This is a genomic window from Haematospirillum jordaniae (genome assembly GCF_001611975.1).
GTDB classification, from domain to species: domain Bacteria; phylum Pseudomonadota; class Alphaproteobacteria; order Rhodospirillales; family Rhodospirillaceae; genus Haematospirillum; species Haematospirillum jordaniae.
The window spans coordinates 1714402-1729489 of the sequence record NZ_CP014525.1 but is presented as its reverse complement, the minus strand read 5'-3'; the positions used below and the strand labels follow the sequence as shown (position 1 = coordinate 1729489).

The following is a 15088-nucleotide window of genomic DNA, read 5'->3' as shown; positions in this document are numbered from 1 at the left end:
GCGTCAGCTTATTTTCTCAATACGAGCACAATGGCGCCCGCCCTCAAATGCGGTCCTCATAAATACATTCAAACAATCAATTGCTGTCTCCACGCCAGTTGTGCGCCCTCCCAGCACGATGACATTGGCATCGTTGTGCTGGCGCGCCAACCTTGCACCAAGCGCATCATGCACAAGCGCAGCGCGAACGTGGCGATAACGGTTGGCCGCCATGGAAATACCAATACCGGACCCACACAGCAAAATCCCCACATCAGCAGTTCCTGCTGCCAAGGAATCAGCCATTTTTCTGGCATAATCAGGGTAATCTACAGAATCAGAGCTGTTTGTTCCGAGATCCAGAAGGACATAGCCTGCCGAGGCCAGATACCCAACCAAGGCATTCTTGAGATCAAGCGCTGCGTGATCATTGGCAATAGCCACGGATTTTGGCGTCATCATACAGAACTGCCGCGATGAGAAGAACCGATGATAATCTTATATACACGTTTGTTTGCCTGCGCCATTCAAAAGAGGCAAAAGCAATACATTCAAGGTCTCTTTGGGCGGCCCAAGACCCAAAGCAGCCGGCGTAGGGCTGCCTTTTGCATAAGAGCCGCCGGCAAGGCAGCCGGACAGACAACCTTTACCTCTGTATTCGTGGGCACATGTATTGCCGAAACTTGGGCTGAGTTCCCAAGAATTCTTATTTCAAACAAGACCTCATCCGATGATGGCGCAACCATACATGCCTTTCCCACAACAAGCTCCACACGAGAACCCCTGTCAGACCCAACACAAGAAGTGTCGTGCGGTTTGCTGCATTCATGTTTTTGTAGATACAAGATCCAAATTTCACGCGCACAACTTCGCATGAAGCTAAAGGCTTGTCAGTGCTTTTATGCGTGGCGTCCCCACGGGGATTCGAACCCCGGTCGCCGCCGTGAAAGGGCGGTGTCCTAGGCCTCTAGACGATAGGGACGCAGGCTCAGGAAGGCGCACGTTGTAATTCTTGTTCCCCAACCGCGTCAAGACCTTTCTTCTCAACACTCTCAATAAAACACAAGCTCCCCCTCCTCTGCGGGCCTGAAATAAGCCTCGACCTCAGCAGGAGAAATGCTGTCGATACTTTTTGGCACCCATACCGGGTTCCTGTCCTTGTCAATCAGAGCCGCCCGCACACCTTCAAGGAAATCATGTCCCAACGCCATCCTTGGCGCCAACCTATATTCCAAGGCCATTGCCGCATCAAAATCAAGCTCTGCACCACGCTGCATCTGGTTAAATGTAACAAGAAGTGACAGCGGAGATTTCCGGAGCAATTCTTCACGCTGCTGACACGCCCACCGCGTTCCCTCTGCCACAAGATCCTTAAGAATCATCGCCACAGAGGCCCCGGAGAAACACCGCCGTATTTCTTCTTGCAAGGCTTGCAATGGCGCCGGACCCACATCTTCAGAAAACTGACCCAGAACGGCATCCACTGTGTCAAGGGCGCGTGCTACATCGCAGCCTTCAAGAGCACAGGCCAACGCATCAAGAAAATCATCCCCACGATTGCTGGGCATGAAATGCGTAGCGGCACCGGTAAATACCGTATCAGCAGCTTCCATCCTAGCACCTGTCAAAGCCAGATACAGACCGGTCCGACCCGGCATACGCGGCAGGAAGAAAGTTCCCCCGACATCGGGAAAAAGACCAATTCCAGTCTCGGGCATGGCAAAAACAGTACGCTCGGTCGCAATGCGACGCGTTCCGTGTACAGACAAGCCAACACCGCCCCCCATGGTGATGCCATCCATAAAGGCCAAGAATGGTTTTGGGTAAACCTTTATCAAGCGGTTCAAACGATACTCAGAAGAAAAGAACTGCCGCAGTGCTACAGAATCGCCACATCGACCAGCATCAGCCATGGCACGAATATCACCACCAGCACAAAAGGCACGATCCCCCGCCCCCTCAATCAAGACGGCCTTGATTGTATCATCATGCATCCACGCTTGGAGCTGTTGTGTAAGAAGAACAATCTGCCCCAGAGACAGGGCATTCAACGCCCCTGGCCTGTTCAATAAAACTAGACCCAAGCTATTTCGGGCAGAAAATACAACCTCATCAGAGACTGCATGAATCTCGGAGATACACACCATTACAACCCCCTCGAAGCCATAAAAACACGAAGAATCTGATTCCTAGAAGGCATGCGTTACACCGTAACAAAGCACTTCAGACGCACATGCTGCCCACACCCCGATGCCTCCGTACCACCCTCATTCACTCACAGGTGAGCAGTCGAGAAACAAGACACATAAAACGTTCACTCGCCTTTATTTCTGATATTGGCGAACATGACTGTCCTAGGCCATTATTGCGGTACTCACTCTGCATCATCAAAGGCCTTCCCTACTCATGACTGCTGTCTCCTTGCCCGGATCCTTCCCTCGCCTGCGCATGCGTCGCAACCGTCAACACGAATGGTCCCGGCGCCTGATGGCTGAGAACAGCGTAACAGTCAATGACCTGATATGGCCTGTTTTTATCGTTGAAGGCAAGAACAGGAAGGAACCCGTTTCATCGATGCCCGGCGTCTTTCGCTATAGCACTGACTGCTTGGTTGATGCATCACACGAAGCGTACTCGCTTGGTATTCCAGCACTTGCCCTTTTCCCATGCATTGAAGCATCGATGAAAAACAGTGCAGCAACCGAAGCCCATAATCCCGATAACTTGGTCAACCGCACCATTCGCACACTGAAGGCCGCATGCCCCGAACTAGGGATTATATGCGATGTTGCTTTGGATCCCTATACAGATACCGGACACGACGGCTTGGTGCATAATGGGCATGTTATCAATGATGAAACAGTTGCTGTGTTGGTACAACAAGCCCTGCAACAGGCCAAATCAGGGGCTGATGCTGTCGCCCCTTCTGACATGATGGATGGCAGGGTTGGTGCTGTGCGTGATGCCTTGGACTCTGCCGGATTCAGCAACGTACAAATCATCGCCTATGCAGCCAAATATGCTTCTGCATTCTATGGCCCTTTCAGAGACGCTATAGGCTCTGCTCAGTCCCTCAAAGGTGGAAACAAGAAAAGCTACCAGATGGACCCCTCCAACAGCGACGAAGCCATGCGGGAGGTTGCGTTGGACATTCAGGAAGGGGCTGACGCCATCATCATAAAACCAGGGATGCCTTATCTTGATATTCTGTCCAAGGTAAAAACCACCTTCAAGATACCGACTTGGGCTTATCAGGTCAGTGGAGAGTATGCCATGCTACAAGCTGCGGCCCAGAACAGTTGGCTGGACCGTGACGCTGCGATGATGGAAAGCTTGCTGTGCTTCAAGAGGGCCGGAGCCGATGCCATCATGACATACTACGCCCTTGACGCAGCTAGGAAGATTGCCAAAGCCCGTTAAAAATCAGGCACCAACAACTGTATCCAGAACATCTTCTTCCTTGCTGACCGTGGCGCTGCGACTGCTGTCCGTAAGGCGTAAACCAGCACCACGGAGTTTGTCAGGGGCATCAAGGGACGCTCCACCACAGTCCGACGACATACGGCGGCAATGCCCCTCCAAGAATGCCCCGGGCTCTATAGCCAAGCTTTCATGGGTTACATCACCAACCATGCGCGAGGTTGAAGCCAGAAAAACATTCCGGGCATGAATTTGCCCCATCAGCTGGCCATGCAGACGCACCGTTTCCGCCCTGACATGGCCCGATACAGTTCCGCTAACCCCAATTGTCAATGTTTGGCAGTCGATATCACCTTCGACAGCCCCGTCAACCTGCATCTCGCCCGTTCCGACAAAATTGCCCGTTACAGACAAATCGCCAGCAACAATGGAAGGTACCGAAGCGGAACATTTCGAGCGGTGATCACCGCGAGTCTTGCTATCCTTTGAAAACATGTGCACCCGCCCTGATAAACTTCTGGGGATTGCGCGGAACATCGTTGACAAGAACTTCATAATGCAAATGAGCACCAGTTGAGCGACCGCTATTCCCCAACAACCCAACAACAACAGACCGGTCAACCCGGTCGCCCTTCTTCACAACGATCTTTGACAAATGGCCGTAACGTGTTTTCAGGCCATTACCATGCTCGACCTCAACCATACGACCATAGCGCCCACGCCAACCGGCAAACGCAACCGTGCCTTGGCCTGTTGCATAGACGGAAGACCTCCAAGGGGCGCGAATATCGAGCCCTTGGTGCACAGCCTTGACACCATTGATCGGATCCGAGCGAACACCGAATGGACTACTCAGGCTCCACTTGACCTTGACCGGGAATCCCAAGGGCAAGGTATCTACAAGGCCCTGATACGCATTCCAGCGCTCGACATGCGTGTTCAACGAGACCAGAGAATTCTTCAGCTCCTGAGTATCTGTATCAGCCGGATCGAATGGCACAAATGGGCCGCCCTGCCCACTATTATTACGGGGCAATGACATCAGCTTGTTTATATCAATACCCGTCCCCGCCATAGCCTCATGCAGCTCTCCCGCTCGATCCCCTGCAATACCCGAGAACCGACGCAGTAAAGCAACCTGGTTTTCAGCCATTTCGGCCATACGATATTCAAGATCATCAACACGGCCACGGAGGACTTCACGCTCCGAAACGGCAAGATCACGTTCACGCTCTGTCTGACGGAGCTGAATCTCTACGTCTTCGAGTGAAAAAACGGATGATGGCACATGATCCGGCAGGGAGGCCAAACTCTGCTCTACAGCACCAAGCGCTTCACGCAGCGATTCATATTCCCGGCGCACATCATCAAGCTCCCGCCCCTTCTTGCCTGCTGGCTTGCTAAGCTCGCCCGCAAGCTGAACAGTACGGCCGTGGCTCCGGTCCATACCAGCTGCCACATCCATAAGCCTCCGTCGCTGGTCAGCAATCTCATCGAGCAAGGCATGATGGGCTGCCTTGGAATACTGTATCTCTTGGTGACGCTGCTCCAGCTCATCGCTATAGACGCGCACACCCCACGTCGCATAAACAGACCATCCCAGAGCAGCGAGAGACAGAAGGACAGAGGCCGCCTGGAATGCTGTCGTCAACCTGAACGAGCGCAGCGATCGCCCTTCTTGGCATAAGACAAGGCGCCGCTCGGGAAATACGCGCTCCACCGCCCGCAACAGCTTTGTCTGCTTGTACTTTTTTGGATCGTAGAGCGACATGGCCTTCCTGAGCAAGATGGGTCTAGTATAAAAACTCTACGCATACTGTCGAAAAAATTCAGCAGATGCTACTTTCACCTCATAACCACCACGAAAAGAACCTTTCCTGCATAATGAAAGCTACATTTGGTTGCCGCTATAACGCAAGAAAAACAGTTACATTATCTCTGTCTTTACCTGATACGGCAAAAATATGGACCTGCCCCTCTCCATGAAACAAGACCGCACAATCGAAGAACAGCACCAGACACGCAAACCCTCCTGCCTTGTCTTGATAGTTGCTACGTGGTTTGGTAGCGGCTTGTCGCCTGTCATGCCGGGAACAGCGGGATCCATGGCCGCACTCCCATTTGCTGCAATCTTGATGTGGCCATGGGGACCAGAGATTGGTCGCTGGTTACTGTTTGGCGCTGCATCAGGGCTTTTCTTTGCTGGCTGGTACTACAGCAATGTTTATATGCGTGCAATGTCCCAACATGACCCAAAAGAAGTTGTTGTTGACGAGGTTGTAGGGCAATGGCTTGTCCTGTGCGCTGTACCGGCAACCCCAATCAATTGGCTTATGGCTTTTATCCTTTTTAGGATCGCGGATATTGTGAAACCCTTCCCTGTTTCTTACATCGACAGGCATCTCAAAGGGGGCTTGGGTGTCATGCTGGATGACATTGCAGCCTCTCTATACGCCATCGTTGTCGCACTGCTCTGCCTGAACTACGAGATCATCATAAAGTGAAAAGGGTATAATGCATGTTCTCAGATCAAATGATAGCCGAGGCAGAACGTACACTTGATATGTGTCGTGATAAAGATGTCCGATTGGTTACCGCTGAATCCTGCACAGGAGGACTGATTGCAGCGTGCCTCACTGCCATTCCGGGAAGCTCTGATATTCTTGAGGCAGGCTTTGTTGCCTATGCCAATGTAGCAAAAGAAACAATGCTGGGAGTGCCTCCTTCATTGATCAGGATCAAGGGAGCTGTCAGCGAAGATGTTGCCTTGGCAATGGCACGAGGCGCTCTCCGTGCTTCATCAGCAGACCTGGCTGTTGCCGTAACAGGTATCGCTGGCCCGGGTGGCGGAAGCCCGGACAAACCCGTCGGGCTGGTCCACATTGCTGTCGCAACAAGCTTAGGGGGCATAGCGCATAGCGCAGACATCATTAAGGGAACACGCCACGAGGTCAGGGAAGAAACAGTCCTTCGCGCACTCAGGCTTATAAGAACAACAATAAGCCAATAGGCCATAGTTTATTGCAACACATTTCATCAATGACAGAATGAATAAATCTATTGCTAAGAAAGAAAAAGAAAAGAAAACGGATGAAAATCATACTGTAAAAGTGAGATAGGAAATCTATCGCTGAGGATCTTCTGATCCATAAAGAATTTCAGCGCGTGCTTCAAATGCGGAAACCATCTTCGCAACAGCCTCACCAAAAAGAAAACCTATGATCTTTTGCAGGAGGGGAGAGCGAAACTCAAAATCGACATAAAAATCGATCCAAGTTCCATGATCATCTGGATCTTCGATAAAAATCCAATGCGTGTTCATATGCTTGAAGGGCCCTTCCGAGTAGGAAACATCCACACGATCGGGTGATGTTAGCTCAACTCTGGATGTGAAACGCTCCTTTACCATCTTGAAGCCAATAACCAAGTCCGCCCAGAACACATCTCCTTCCCGCCTGTTAATTCTGGCAGCAAGGCACCAAGGCAAGAACTCGGGGTACCGCTCGACATCCGCGACCAAGGCAAAGAGCTGCTCTTTTGTATACGGCAGCTTTCTCTTTTCAGCATGCGTCGGCATGTCTCAGCCACTGTCTTTCACAGAACAAGGCAACGGCGCGGCTGCCCGGATTTGCTCATCCCTAGCGCGCCGCAGGGCATAAAAGTCACGATCTGCATGATATGAAGAGCGCGTAAGTGGAGAAGAAGCAACCAACAAAAACCCTTTGGCACGTCCCATACGGGCGTAATCCTCAAACTCGTCCGGGGAAACAAAGCGTTCCACCTTCGCATGTCGAGGTGTTGGCTGAAGATACTGTCCAATGGTCATAAAATCAACGTCAGCGGCACGCAGATCATCCATGAGATTCAGAACTTCCTGCCGATCCTCACCAAGACCAACCATAATGCCTGACTTCGTGAAAATAGATGGATCAAGCTCCTTGACACGAGCCAGAAGCTGCAGAGACCCAAAGTAACGTGCACCGGGCCTTATGGCATTATACAACCGTGGAACCGTTTCAAGGTTGTGGTTGAAAACATCCGGCCGAGCCTCGACAACGACCTCCAAAGCACCCTGCTTGTGACGAAAGTCGGGTGTTAATACTTCAATTGTGGAAAATGGAGCCGTATCACGAATAGCACGAATAACCTTGGCGAAATGGGCAGCACCACCATCTTCCAGATCATCACGGTCAACCGAGGTAATCACAACATGGTTCAGGCCCATGCTTGCAACAGCGTCCGCAACATTCTGCGGCTCGTTAGGATCAAGCCGATTTGGCTTGCCCGTTTTTACATTACAGAAGCGGCATGCACGCGTGCAGATTTCACCCATGATCATCATGGTCGCGTGCTTCTTTTTCCAGCACTCCCCTATATTAGGGCACGCTGCTTCCTCACACACAGTAACCAGAGACTTGGATCGCATAAGCGCACGGGTTTCTTCAAACTCCTGTGAGGTTGGAGCTTTGACACGAATCCAGTCCGGCTTACGCAAAGGTGCGGCTTCCTTGTCGTGAAAAGATTCCATTGTGCTCATGCGATCCTCGTTTGTTCACGGATTACCGTGAATACAGCACCAAGCTATCAGAAGTGAATAGCCCGACCCCATGCATCCAAGACAGATTCATGCATCATTTCGGAAAGGGTCGGATGTGGGAAGACAGTATGCATCAGGTCTGCCTCTGTCGTTTCCAGCGTTTTGGCAATACCAAAGCCCTGGATCATCTCTGTCACCTCGGCCCCGATCATGTGAGCACCCAACAATTCGCCCGTTTTGGCGTCAAATACCGTTTTGACAAGCCCTTCCGGCTCTCCCATTGCGATTGCCTTGCCGTTACCAACAAACGGGAACCGACCAACCTTGACCTCATGACCAGCTTCTTTTGCCTTGGCTTCAGTAAGGCCCACGGAGGCGACCTGAGGATGGCAATAGGTGCACCCAGGTATCGTAGAGCGATTGATGGGATGTACATCCTTCACGCCGGCAATCTTCTCGACACACACGATGCCTTCGTGGCTGGCCTTGTGTGCAAGCCACGGCCCGGGAGTGATATCGCCAATCGCATAGACGCCAGCCTCACCTGTCCGGCACCATTCATCAACTTGGACGATACCACGCTCAACCTTCACAGCCGTCCCTTCCAGCCCAATATTTTCGATATTGGCCTGAATACCGACGGCAAGAATCACACGGTCCACCACAAGATTTTGGCTCTTACCATCTTTCTCGACAGTCACAACCGCATTCGTTGCCGAAGTCTTGATGCCCTTTACTGAAGCCTTGGTCATGATCTTCATGCCCTGTTTCTCAAGGGACTTCTGGAGAAGCCCTGATATTTCAGCGTCTTCAGCCGGAACGATTCGGTCCATCACCTCGACAACAGTAACATCGGCACCAAACGCATTGAAGAAACTGGCAAATTCAATGCCGATAGCACCAGATCCAACTACCAGAAGAGATTTGGGCATTGTATCAGGGACCAAGGCATTCTTGTAGGTCCACACAATCTTACCGTCCGGCTCAAGGCCCGGCAGCGTACGCGCCCTAGCTCCTGTTGCCAAGATAATGTGGGGGGCAGACAAGCTGGCGATAACCTTGCCGTTGCTTTCAACGGAAACCTTGCCTTTTCCAGCAAGGCGGCCAAAACCATCAAAAACGTGGACCTTATTTTTCTTGAGCAAATGTTTAACGCCAGAGGAAAGCTGGGAGGCAACTCCTCTCGATCGCTTCACAATTGCCTGCAGGTCAAATGTGGCCCCTTGCACCGCAAGGCCATAGTCTTTGGCGTGCTGGAAAGTACGATAAACATCAGCAGACCGCAAAAGCGCTTTAGTGGGGATACAGCCCCAGTTGAGACAAATACCACCTAGATGTTCACGCTCGACAACAGCTGTTTTCAGGCCCAGCTGGGCAGCCCTGATGGCCGCCACATAACCGCCGGGACCACCCCCGACAACCACAACGTCAAAGGACGTATCGGACATTACATTTCTCCGTTTCGGTCAGATCAGGGCAATCACAGCATAAGCTGGACAGGGTCTTCCAGCAGCGGCTTCAAGGCCGCGAGGAACTGGGCCCCAACCGCGCCATCAACAGACCGGTGATCAACAGACAGGGTCACGGTCATCATTGTTCGCACGGCAACAGCCCCATCACGAACAACAACACGCTCTTCACCTGCGCCCACAGCCAAGATGCAGCTTTGCGGCGGGTTGATAATGGCAGAAAATGACTTGATGCCATACATCCCCAAATTGGAAATGCTGAATCCACCACCCTGGAATTCTTCAGGACGCAGCTTGCCATCCCTTGCCTTCTTCGCAAGAGCCTTCATCTCAGTAGAGATTGTTGCCAGTCCCTTGCGATCTGCATTGCGGATAACCGGTGTAATAAGACCGCCGTCTGTCGCCACCGCGACGGAGATATCAATCTCGTCGAACCGCAGAATGGCTTCATCAGTCCACATGGCATTAGCAGCCGGCACTTTCTGGAGAGCCAGTGCACATGCCTTGATGACAAAATCATTGACAGACAGCTTGTGACCCGCATCGGGAACACTGTTAAGCTGCTTGCGCAGAGCCATCAGGGCATCCAGCTCCACATCAACGGTTAGGTAGAAATGAGGAACTGTCTGCTTGGCTTCTGACAGACGTCTGGCGATAGTCTTGCGGATCCCTGTATTGGGTTCAGCCGTATAAGCCTGCCATGGCATGGGCTGCAACTGCGGAGACGAGGACGCTTTGGGAACCGCAGAAGCAACCGGAGCAGAAGAGGCATCAGCCATGCGTGCTGTCACGCCGGATGCCAAGGCTTCCTGAATATCATGGCGCACAATGCGACCACGTGGACCACTTCCTTTGAGCACGGAAAGGTCCAGCCCGGCTTCTTTTGCCAAACGGCGAGCCAAGGGACTTGCGAAGACACGCGTAGCTTCACCAGACGCAGAAGCCGACCGGGATACCGGAACAGAAGAAGCCGCAGAAGATGACGCCGCAGCAGCAGGAGCTGCAGCCTTTGATTCAACCTTAGGCGAAGAAGCCGTCATAAGTGCATCAAGCGCGGCTTGATCGTCACCTTCTTCCAGCAAAAGAGCGATCGGCTCATTCACCGCAACGCCCTGCGTGCCTGCAGGAATCAAGACACGCGCCAGAATGCCTTCGTCGACAGCCTCAAATTCCATCGTCGCTTTGTCGGTTTCAATTTCAGCAATCACATCACCAGCTGAAATTGCATCACCTTCTTTTTTCAGCCACTTGGCCAGCGTGCCTTCCGTCATGGTCGGAGACAGGGCCGGCATCAGAATCTTTTGAGCCATAACAATATTCCCCTCACCGAATCAGGACTTGTAGCAAACAGACTTGGCCACATCGACAATCTGGGCAACATCTGGCAACGCCAGTTTCTCCAGATTTGCCGCATATGGCATCGGCACATCGGCGCCGGTCACACGGCGAACGGGGGCATCCAGCCAGTCAAAGGCCAGCTCTGTCACAACAGCTGAAATTTCCGACCCTATACCAGCGACGGGCCATCCCTCTTCGACAGACACAATCCGATTGGTTTTCTTGACCGATTCCAGGATCGTAGCAACATCAAGAGGACGGACAGATCTCAGGTTGATCACTTCCGCCGAAATTCCCTGCGCAGCAAGAACATCGGCAGCTTCCAGCGCGACACCAACCATTTTGGAGTAGGCTGTCAGCGTGACGTCTGTACCAACTCGCTCAACCTTGGCCTTCCCGATCGGAATGACGAAATCCGGATCATCGGGAACATCAAAAGACTGCCCGTAAAGAATCTCGTTCTCTAAGAACACAACGGGGTTCGGATCACGAATGGCAGCCTTGAGAAGGCCCTTTGCATCAGCAGCAGACCAAGGCGCTACTACTTTCAATCCCGGCACATGGGCATACCAAGATGCGTAGCATTGGGAATGCTGGGCACCAACGCGAGCGGCAGCACCGTTGGGACCGCGAAACACAATGGGGCACCCAAGCTGCCCGCCGGCCATGTACAGGGTCTTCGCGGCAGAATTGATGATGTGGTCAATCGCCTGCATAGAGAAGTTGAACGTCATGAACTCGACAATTGGACGCAAGCCCTTAAAAGCTGCACCCGTTGCAAGCCCGGCGAAGCCCATCTCCGTAATCGGCGTATCAATAACCCGGCGGGGACCAAATTCATCCAGAAGCCCTTGGGATACCTTGTATGCACCCTGATACTGGGCAACTTCCTCACCCATCAGGAATACATTGTCATCACGACGCATTTCTTCGGCCATAGCATCACGCAGGGCTTCACGGACTGTCTGACGAATAAAACGTCCGGAGGTCTTCTCGCTTGCCATTGGCTGAGAATAGGCCGTTGTTGTCGGGACGGCCGGCTCAAAACCCTCACCATCACTGGACGAACCAGCTACCTGAACAGGACGGAGTGCAGATGCAGCCTGAGACGGTGAAGGAGCCTCTGCCACACGGGGTGTAACCTGTGGTGCCTGGCTTACCTGAACCGTATCGGCGCTTTCGCCTTCTTCAAGCAAAAGGGCGATTGGGGTATTCACCGCAACACCTTCCGTTCCCTCGGGAATCAGAATTTTGCCCAGAATTCCTTCATCAGCAGACTCAAATTCCATGGTTGCCTTGTCCGTCTCGATCTCGGCAATCACATCGCCGGACGCAACAACATCCCCTTCCTTCTTGAGCCACTTTGCCAGCTTTCCCTCTGTCATTGTCGGCGACAGGGCGGGCATCAGAACGGTAATCGACATAATAGAACTTCCTCCGCTCGCTCAGGCACCAACCAGAATATCGGTATACAACTCCGAAGGATCCGGCTCGGGGCTGCTTTGCGAGAACTCCGCCGCCTCGGTAACGATCTGCTTGACCTCCCGATCAAGTTCTTTCAAGCCCGCCTCATCAATGGCACCCATTTCAAGAAGCTGAACCTTGAGCAAGTCGATCGGGTCACGCTCGGTACGCATTTTGGTCACTTCGTCTTTGCTACGGTATTTCCCCGGATCCGACATGGAGTGACCACGGTAACGATACGTCTTGGCCTCAAGGATATAAGGCCCCTTGCCCGAACGTGCATGGCCTGCTGCACGCAGGGCGGCATCACGTACAGCAAGGACATCCATGCCATCAACAGCCTCACCCGGTATGCCATAGGCATAACCACGCTGGAACAACTCGGTCGAGGCAGAGGCACGTTCGACGCTGGTGCCCATACCATACTTATTGTTCTCGATGACATAGACTACTGGCAGCTTCCATAAAGCGGCCATATTGAAGCTTTCATATACCTGACCTTGGTTGACAGCCCCATCGCCCATGTAGGCAAAGTTCACACCATTGTCGCCCTTGTACTGGTGAGCAAAGGCGAGGCCTGTCCCGATGGGGATCTGGGCACCAACGATACCGTGACCGCCGTAGAACCCCTTTTCTTCGGAGAACATGTGCATAGACCCCCCCTTCCCACGGGAATATCCCCCTTTGCGGCCAGTCAGCTCCGCCATTACTCCACGCGCATCCATGCCACACGCCAACATATGACCATGATCACGATAACTGGTTACAACCGTATCAACTCCTTCAATCGCTGCGGCCTGCATGCCAACAACAACAGCCTCCTGGCCGATGTAAAGATGACAGAAGCCACCAATCAGACCCATTCCATACAGCTGGCCGGCTTTCTCTTCAAAGCGGCGTATCAAAAGCATGTCACGATAGTAGGTCTTCAACTGAGCAAGGTCTGGCGCATCAGAGCGCGGCTTACGGCGAGATGTGGATGCCATGATCCCTCCGGATTTGGGGGCAAACGAGACGCGGTCCCGACAAAAAGCGCGACGAGCCGTTGCTCTGCACCGACTGCCGGGAACCTCTGTTTATTTCCGGCAAAGGTATCCAAAGATCACGGAGTTGCAAGCACGAATCCACAACCAACCCCCTGTTTTGCAACGCACAATGAGAATTAAACCACTTAATGGTTAATCATTTGTGTAGAATATACATCCCGACTGATTGCCTTGAATCGTCGGAATTTTATATCTCAGAATGAGATCGTAACGAACTTATTATCTTATAAAAACATTGCTATAATAACAATGTTATAGGCATATCAGCGCAGAAGAAGCTGAGCCCACCTAAAAAATTGTAATCAGGAACCCCTGCTGATTGGCCTTAAGTGCCCATCCGGACATAAAAAAGCCGGGGAGTATAATACTCCCCGGCCAGAAAAGCAGGACTTCAAAGAAGGGACGAATCCTCAGGCGCTGCCCAATTCCTCGGAACGAGGCCTCTCGGAATAAATGACCAAGGGCTTGGCTCTCAGCTCCGCAGCTTCTTTGTTAATCACGACCTCCTCAATACCTTCATTGCCCGGAAGATCAAACATCGTATCAAGCAAAATGCCTTCCATAATCGAACGCAAACCACGCGCCCCGGTCTTCCGAGCAATTGCCTTCTGCGCAATCGTGGAAAGAGCATCTTCCTGGAAGGTCAGATGAGCATTTTCCATCTCAAAGAGCTTCTGGTACTGCTTGACCAATGCATTCTTTGGCTCTGTCAAAATCTGGATCAAAGCAGCCTCATCCAGATCATCCAACGTGGCAATCACCGGTAAGCGCCCGACAAACTCGGGTATAAGGCCATACTTCAGCAAATCTTCCGGCTCAATCTCACGTAAAAGCTCACCGGTTTTTCTTTGCTCGGGATCGCGGACATCGGCACCAAAACCAATCGACGTTCCCTTGCCTCTCTGGCTGATAATACGATCCAGACCAGCAAAGGCACCGCCACAGATAAAGAGTATGTTTGTCGTATCAACCTGCAAAAACTCTTGCTGAGGATGCTTGCGACCACCTTGGGGAGGTACCGATGCAACGGTGCCTTCCATAATCTTCAGTAAAGCCTGCTGAACACCTTCACCGGAAACGTCGCGGGTTATCGATGGATTATCAGACTTGCGACTGATCTTGTCGATTTCATCAATGTAAACAATCCCCCTCTGCGCGCGCTCGACATTATAATCAGCCGCTTGTAACAGTTTGAGGATAATATTCTCCACATCCTCCCCAACATACCCGGCTTCTGTCAGCGTTGTAGCATCAGCCATGGTAAAGGGAACGTCAAGAATACGAGCCAACGTCTGAGCCAGAAGGGTCTTGCCACAGCCGGTCGGGCCGATCAGCAAAATATTGGACTTGGCAATTTCAATATCATTGCCTTTTCCAATAACCGACAGCCTCTTGTAGTGATTATGCACAGCGACAGACAAGACGCGCTTTGCGTGCAACTGCCCTATAACATAATCATCCAGAACCTTCATGATGTCACGTGGTGAAGGAACGCCATCACGGGTCTTCACCATATGAGTTTTATGCTCCTCACGGATAATATCCATGCAAAGCTCGATACACTCATCACAAATGAAAACGGTTGGACCGGCAATAAGCTTACGTACTTCGTGCTGGCTTTTCCCGCAGAACGAGCAGTACAAGGTATTTTTTGAATCGCCGCCCGGGGACTTGCTCATTGTATCTCCACTCCATGCGGCAAGAAGCGCCGGATCGGGAAGCGACCCTGATCTCACCGCGAAGACTATACTCGGCCAACAGGCCCTTGCTCCAAGCTCTTATGTTAGCCGTTACAGCAAGGCACGCACAATCTCAAAATGCCTGCTACCCGAAAA

The 15088-nt window shown here is 52.1% G+C and carries 15 protein-coding genes and 1 tRNA gene; 3 read left to right on the top strand and 13 right to left on the bottom strand.

Features of this window, described 5'->3' with window-relative positions; translation table 11 throughout:
* Positions 1–3 precede the first annotated feature (3 nt).
* From rpiB to AY555_RS08135, 4 genes are all read right to left on the bottom strand, one after another.
* Positions 4–441: a ribose 5-phosphate isomerase B gene (rpiB, locus tag AY555_RS08150; protein WP_407646297.1), complete on the bottom strand. Its 438-nt coding sequence runs from the start codon at positions 439–441 to the stop codon at positions 4–6.
* A gap of 89 nt (positions 442–530) precedes the next feature.
* Complete coding sequence (locus AY555_RS12345) at positions 531–725, bottom strand: DUF6898 family protein (RefSeq protein ID WP_407646305.1); 195 nt, start codon at positions 723–725, stop codon at positions 531–533.
* Positions 726–885: 160 nt separating this feature from the next.
* A tRNA-Glu gene (locus AY555_RS08140) sits at positions 886–961 on the bottom strand.
* 70 nt (positions 962–1031) lie between these two features.
* Positions 1032–2126: an enoyl-CoA hydratase/isomerase family protein gene (locus AY555_RS08135; protein ID WP_066135473.1), complete on the bottom strand. Its 1095-nt coding sequence runs from the start codon at positions 2124–2126 to the stop codon at positions 1032–1034.
* A 259-nt stretch (positions 2127–2385) separates the two neighbouring features.
* Here AY555_RS08135 and hemB point away from each other — a divergent pair, with 259 nt between their 5' ends.
* Positions 2386–3399, top strand: coding sequence for a porphobilinogen synthase (hemB, locus tag AY555_RS08130; protein ID WP_066135471.1), 1014 nt, complete (start codon positions 2386–2388; stop codon positions 3397–3399).
* A gap of 3 nt (positions 3400–3402) precedes the next feature.
* Here the strand turns inward: hemB and AY555_RS08125 are convergent, their stop codons facing one another.
* Both AY555_RS08125 and AY555_RS12140 read right to left on the bottom strand, forming a co-directional pair.
* Positions 3403–3894 carry a bactofilin family protein gene (locus AY555_RS08125; protein WP_066135469.1) on the bottom strand — a complete coding sequence of 164 codons (492 nt, stop codon included), beginning with the start codon at positions 3892–3894 and terminating at the stop codon, positions 3403–3405.
* Entirely contained in the window at positions 3878–5170 is a 1293-nt protein-coding gene (locus AY555_RS12140; RefSeq protein WP_066135467.1) for a M23 family metallopeptidase, read from the bottom strand. Before AY555_RS12140 ends, AY555_RS08125 begins: the two co-directional genes overlap by 17 nt.
* 211 nt (positions 5171–5381) lie before the next feature.
* Here AY555_RS12140 and AY555_RS08115 point away from each other — a divergent pair, with 211 nt between their 5' ends.
* Positions 5382–5903, top strand: coding sequence for a phosphatidylglycerophosphatase A family protein (locus AY555_RS08115; RefSeq protein WP_082812086.1), 522 nt, complete (start codon positions 5382–5384; stop codon positions 5901–5903).
* A gap of 14 nt (positions 5904–5917) precedes the next feature.
* On the top strand, positions 5918–6409 hold the full coding sequence (locus AY555_RS08110; RefSeq protein ID WP_066135465.1) for a CinA family protein: 492 nt from the start codon (positions 5918–5920) through the stop codon (positions 6407–6409).
* A 114-nt stretch (positions 6410–6523) separates the two neighbouring features.
* Here AY555_RS08110 and AY555_RS08105 read toward each other — a convergent pair whose 3' ends face one another.
* The 7 genes from AY555_RS08105 to clpX form a co-directional block, all read right to left on the bottom strand.
* The gene (locus tag AY555_RS08105; protein WP_066135463.1) at positions 6524–6976 is read right to left on the bottom strand and encodes a type II toxin-antitoxin system RatA family toxin; all 453 of its coding nucleotides are present in this window, start codon (positions 6974–6976) and stop codon (positions 6524–6526) included.
* 3 nt (positions 6977–6979) lie between these two features.
* Positions 6980–7936, bottom strand: coding sequence for a lipoyl synthase (gene lipA / locus AY555_RS08100; protein WP_066135460.1), 957 nt, complete (start codon positions 7934–7936; stop codon positions 6980–6982).
* Between the two features lie 47 nt (positions 7937–7983).
* Positions 7984–9384 (bottom strand): dihydrolipoyl dehydrogenase, encoded by a 1401-nt coding sequence (gene lpdA / locus AY555_RS08095; protein ID WP_066135458.1) that lies wholly within the window; start codon positions 9382–9384, stop codon positions 7984–7986.
* A 32-nt stretch (positions 9385–9416) separates the two neighbouring features.
* Complete coding sequence (locus tag AY555_RS08090) at positions 9417–10715, bottom strand: pyruvate dehydrogenase complex dihydrolipoamide acetyltransferase (RefSeq protein WP_066135456.1); 1299 nt, start codon at positions 10713–10715, stop codon at positions 9417–9419.
* A 21-nt stretch (positions 10716–10736) separates the two neighbouring features.
* Positions 10737–12167, bottom strand: coding sequence for a pyruvate dehydrogenase complex E1 component subunit beta (locus tag AY555_RS08085; protein WP_066135455.1), 1431 nt, complete (start codon positions 12165–12167; stop codon positions 10737–10739).
* Positions 12168–12188: 21 nt separating this feature from the next.
* Positions 12189–13193 carry a pyruvate dehydrogenase (acetyl-transferring) E1 component subunit alpha gene (gene pdhA / locus AY555_RS08080; protein WP_066135453.1) on the bottom strand — a complete coding sequence of 335 codons (1005 nt, stop codon included), beginning with the start codon at positions 13191–13193 and terminating at the stop codon, positions 12189–12191.
* Between the two features lie 470 nt (positions 13194–13663).
* Positions 13664–14932: an ATP-dependent Clp protease ATP-binding subunit ClpX gene (clpX, locus tag AY555_RS08075; RefSeq protein WP_066135451.1), complete on the bottom strand. Its 1269-nt coding sequence runs from the start codon at positions 14930–14932 to the stop codon at positions 13664–13666.
* Positions 14933–15088: the final 156 nt, after the last annotated feature.

Excerpts from the sequence above, each read along its gene's own strand:
- AY555_RS12140 (WP_066135467.1), bottom strand. The coding sequence starts at position 5,170 with ATGTCGCTCTACGATCCAAAAAAGTACAAGCAGACAAAGCTGTTGCGG.
- AY555_RS08110 (WP_066135465.1), top strand. The coding sequence starts at position 5,918 with ATGTTCTCAGATCAAATGATAGCCGAGGCAGAACGTACACTTGATATG.
- AY555_RS08115 (WP_082812086.1), top strand. The coding sequence starts at position 5,382 with ATGAAACAAGACCGCACAATCGAAGAACAGCACCAGACACGCAAACCC.
- rpiB (WP_407646297.1), bottom strand. The coding sequence starts at position 441 with ATGATGACGCCAAAATCCGTGGCTATTGCCAATGATCACGCAGCGCTT.
- AY555_RS08090 (WP_066135456.1), bottom strand. The coding sequence starts at position 10,715 with ATGGCTCAAAAGATTCTGATGCCGGCCCTGTCTCCGACCATGACGGAA.
- lipA (WP_066135460.1), bottom strand. The coding sequence starts at position 7,936 with ATGAGCACAATGGAATCTTTTCACGACAAGGAAGCCGCACCTTTGCGT.
- hemB (WP_066135471.1), top strand. The coding sequence starts at position 2,386 with ATGACTGCTGTCTCCTTGCCCGGATCCTTCCCTCGCCTGCGCATGCGT.
- AY555_RS08105 (WP_066135463.1), bottom strand. The coding sequence starts at position 6,976 with ATGCCGACGCATGCTGAAAAGAGAAAGCTGCCGTATACAAAAGAGCAG.
- lpdA (WP_066135458.1), bottom strand. The coding sequence starts at position 9,384 with ATGTCCGATACGTCCTTTGACGTTGTGGTTGTCGGGGGTGGTCCCGGC.
- AY555_RS08085 (WP_066135455.1), bottom strand. The coding sequence starts at position 12,167 with ATGTCGATTACCGTTCTGATGCCCGCCCTGTCGCCGACAATGACAGAG.
- pdhA (WP_066135453.1), bottom strand. The coding sequence starts at position 13,193 with ATGGCATCCACATCTCGCCGTAAGCCGCGCTCTGATGCGCCAGACCTT.
- clpX (WP_066135451.1), bottom strand. The coding sequence starts at position 14,932 with ATGAGCAAGTCCCCGGGCGGCGATTCAAAAAATACCTTGTACTGCTCG.
- AY555_RS12345 (WP_407646305.1), bottom strand. The coding sequence starts at position 725 with ATGGTTGCGCCATCATCGGATGAGGTCTTGTTTGAAATAAGAATTCTT.
- AY555_RS08135 (WP_066135473.1), bottom strand. The coding sequence starts at position 2,126 with ATGGTGTGTATCTCCGAGATTCATGCAGTCTCTGATGAGGTTGTATTT.
- AY555_RS08125 (WP_066135469.1), bottom strand. The coding sequence starts at position 3,894 with ATGTTTTCAAAGGATAGCAAGACTCGCGGTGATCACCGCTCGAAATGT.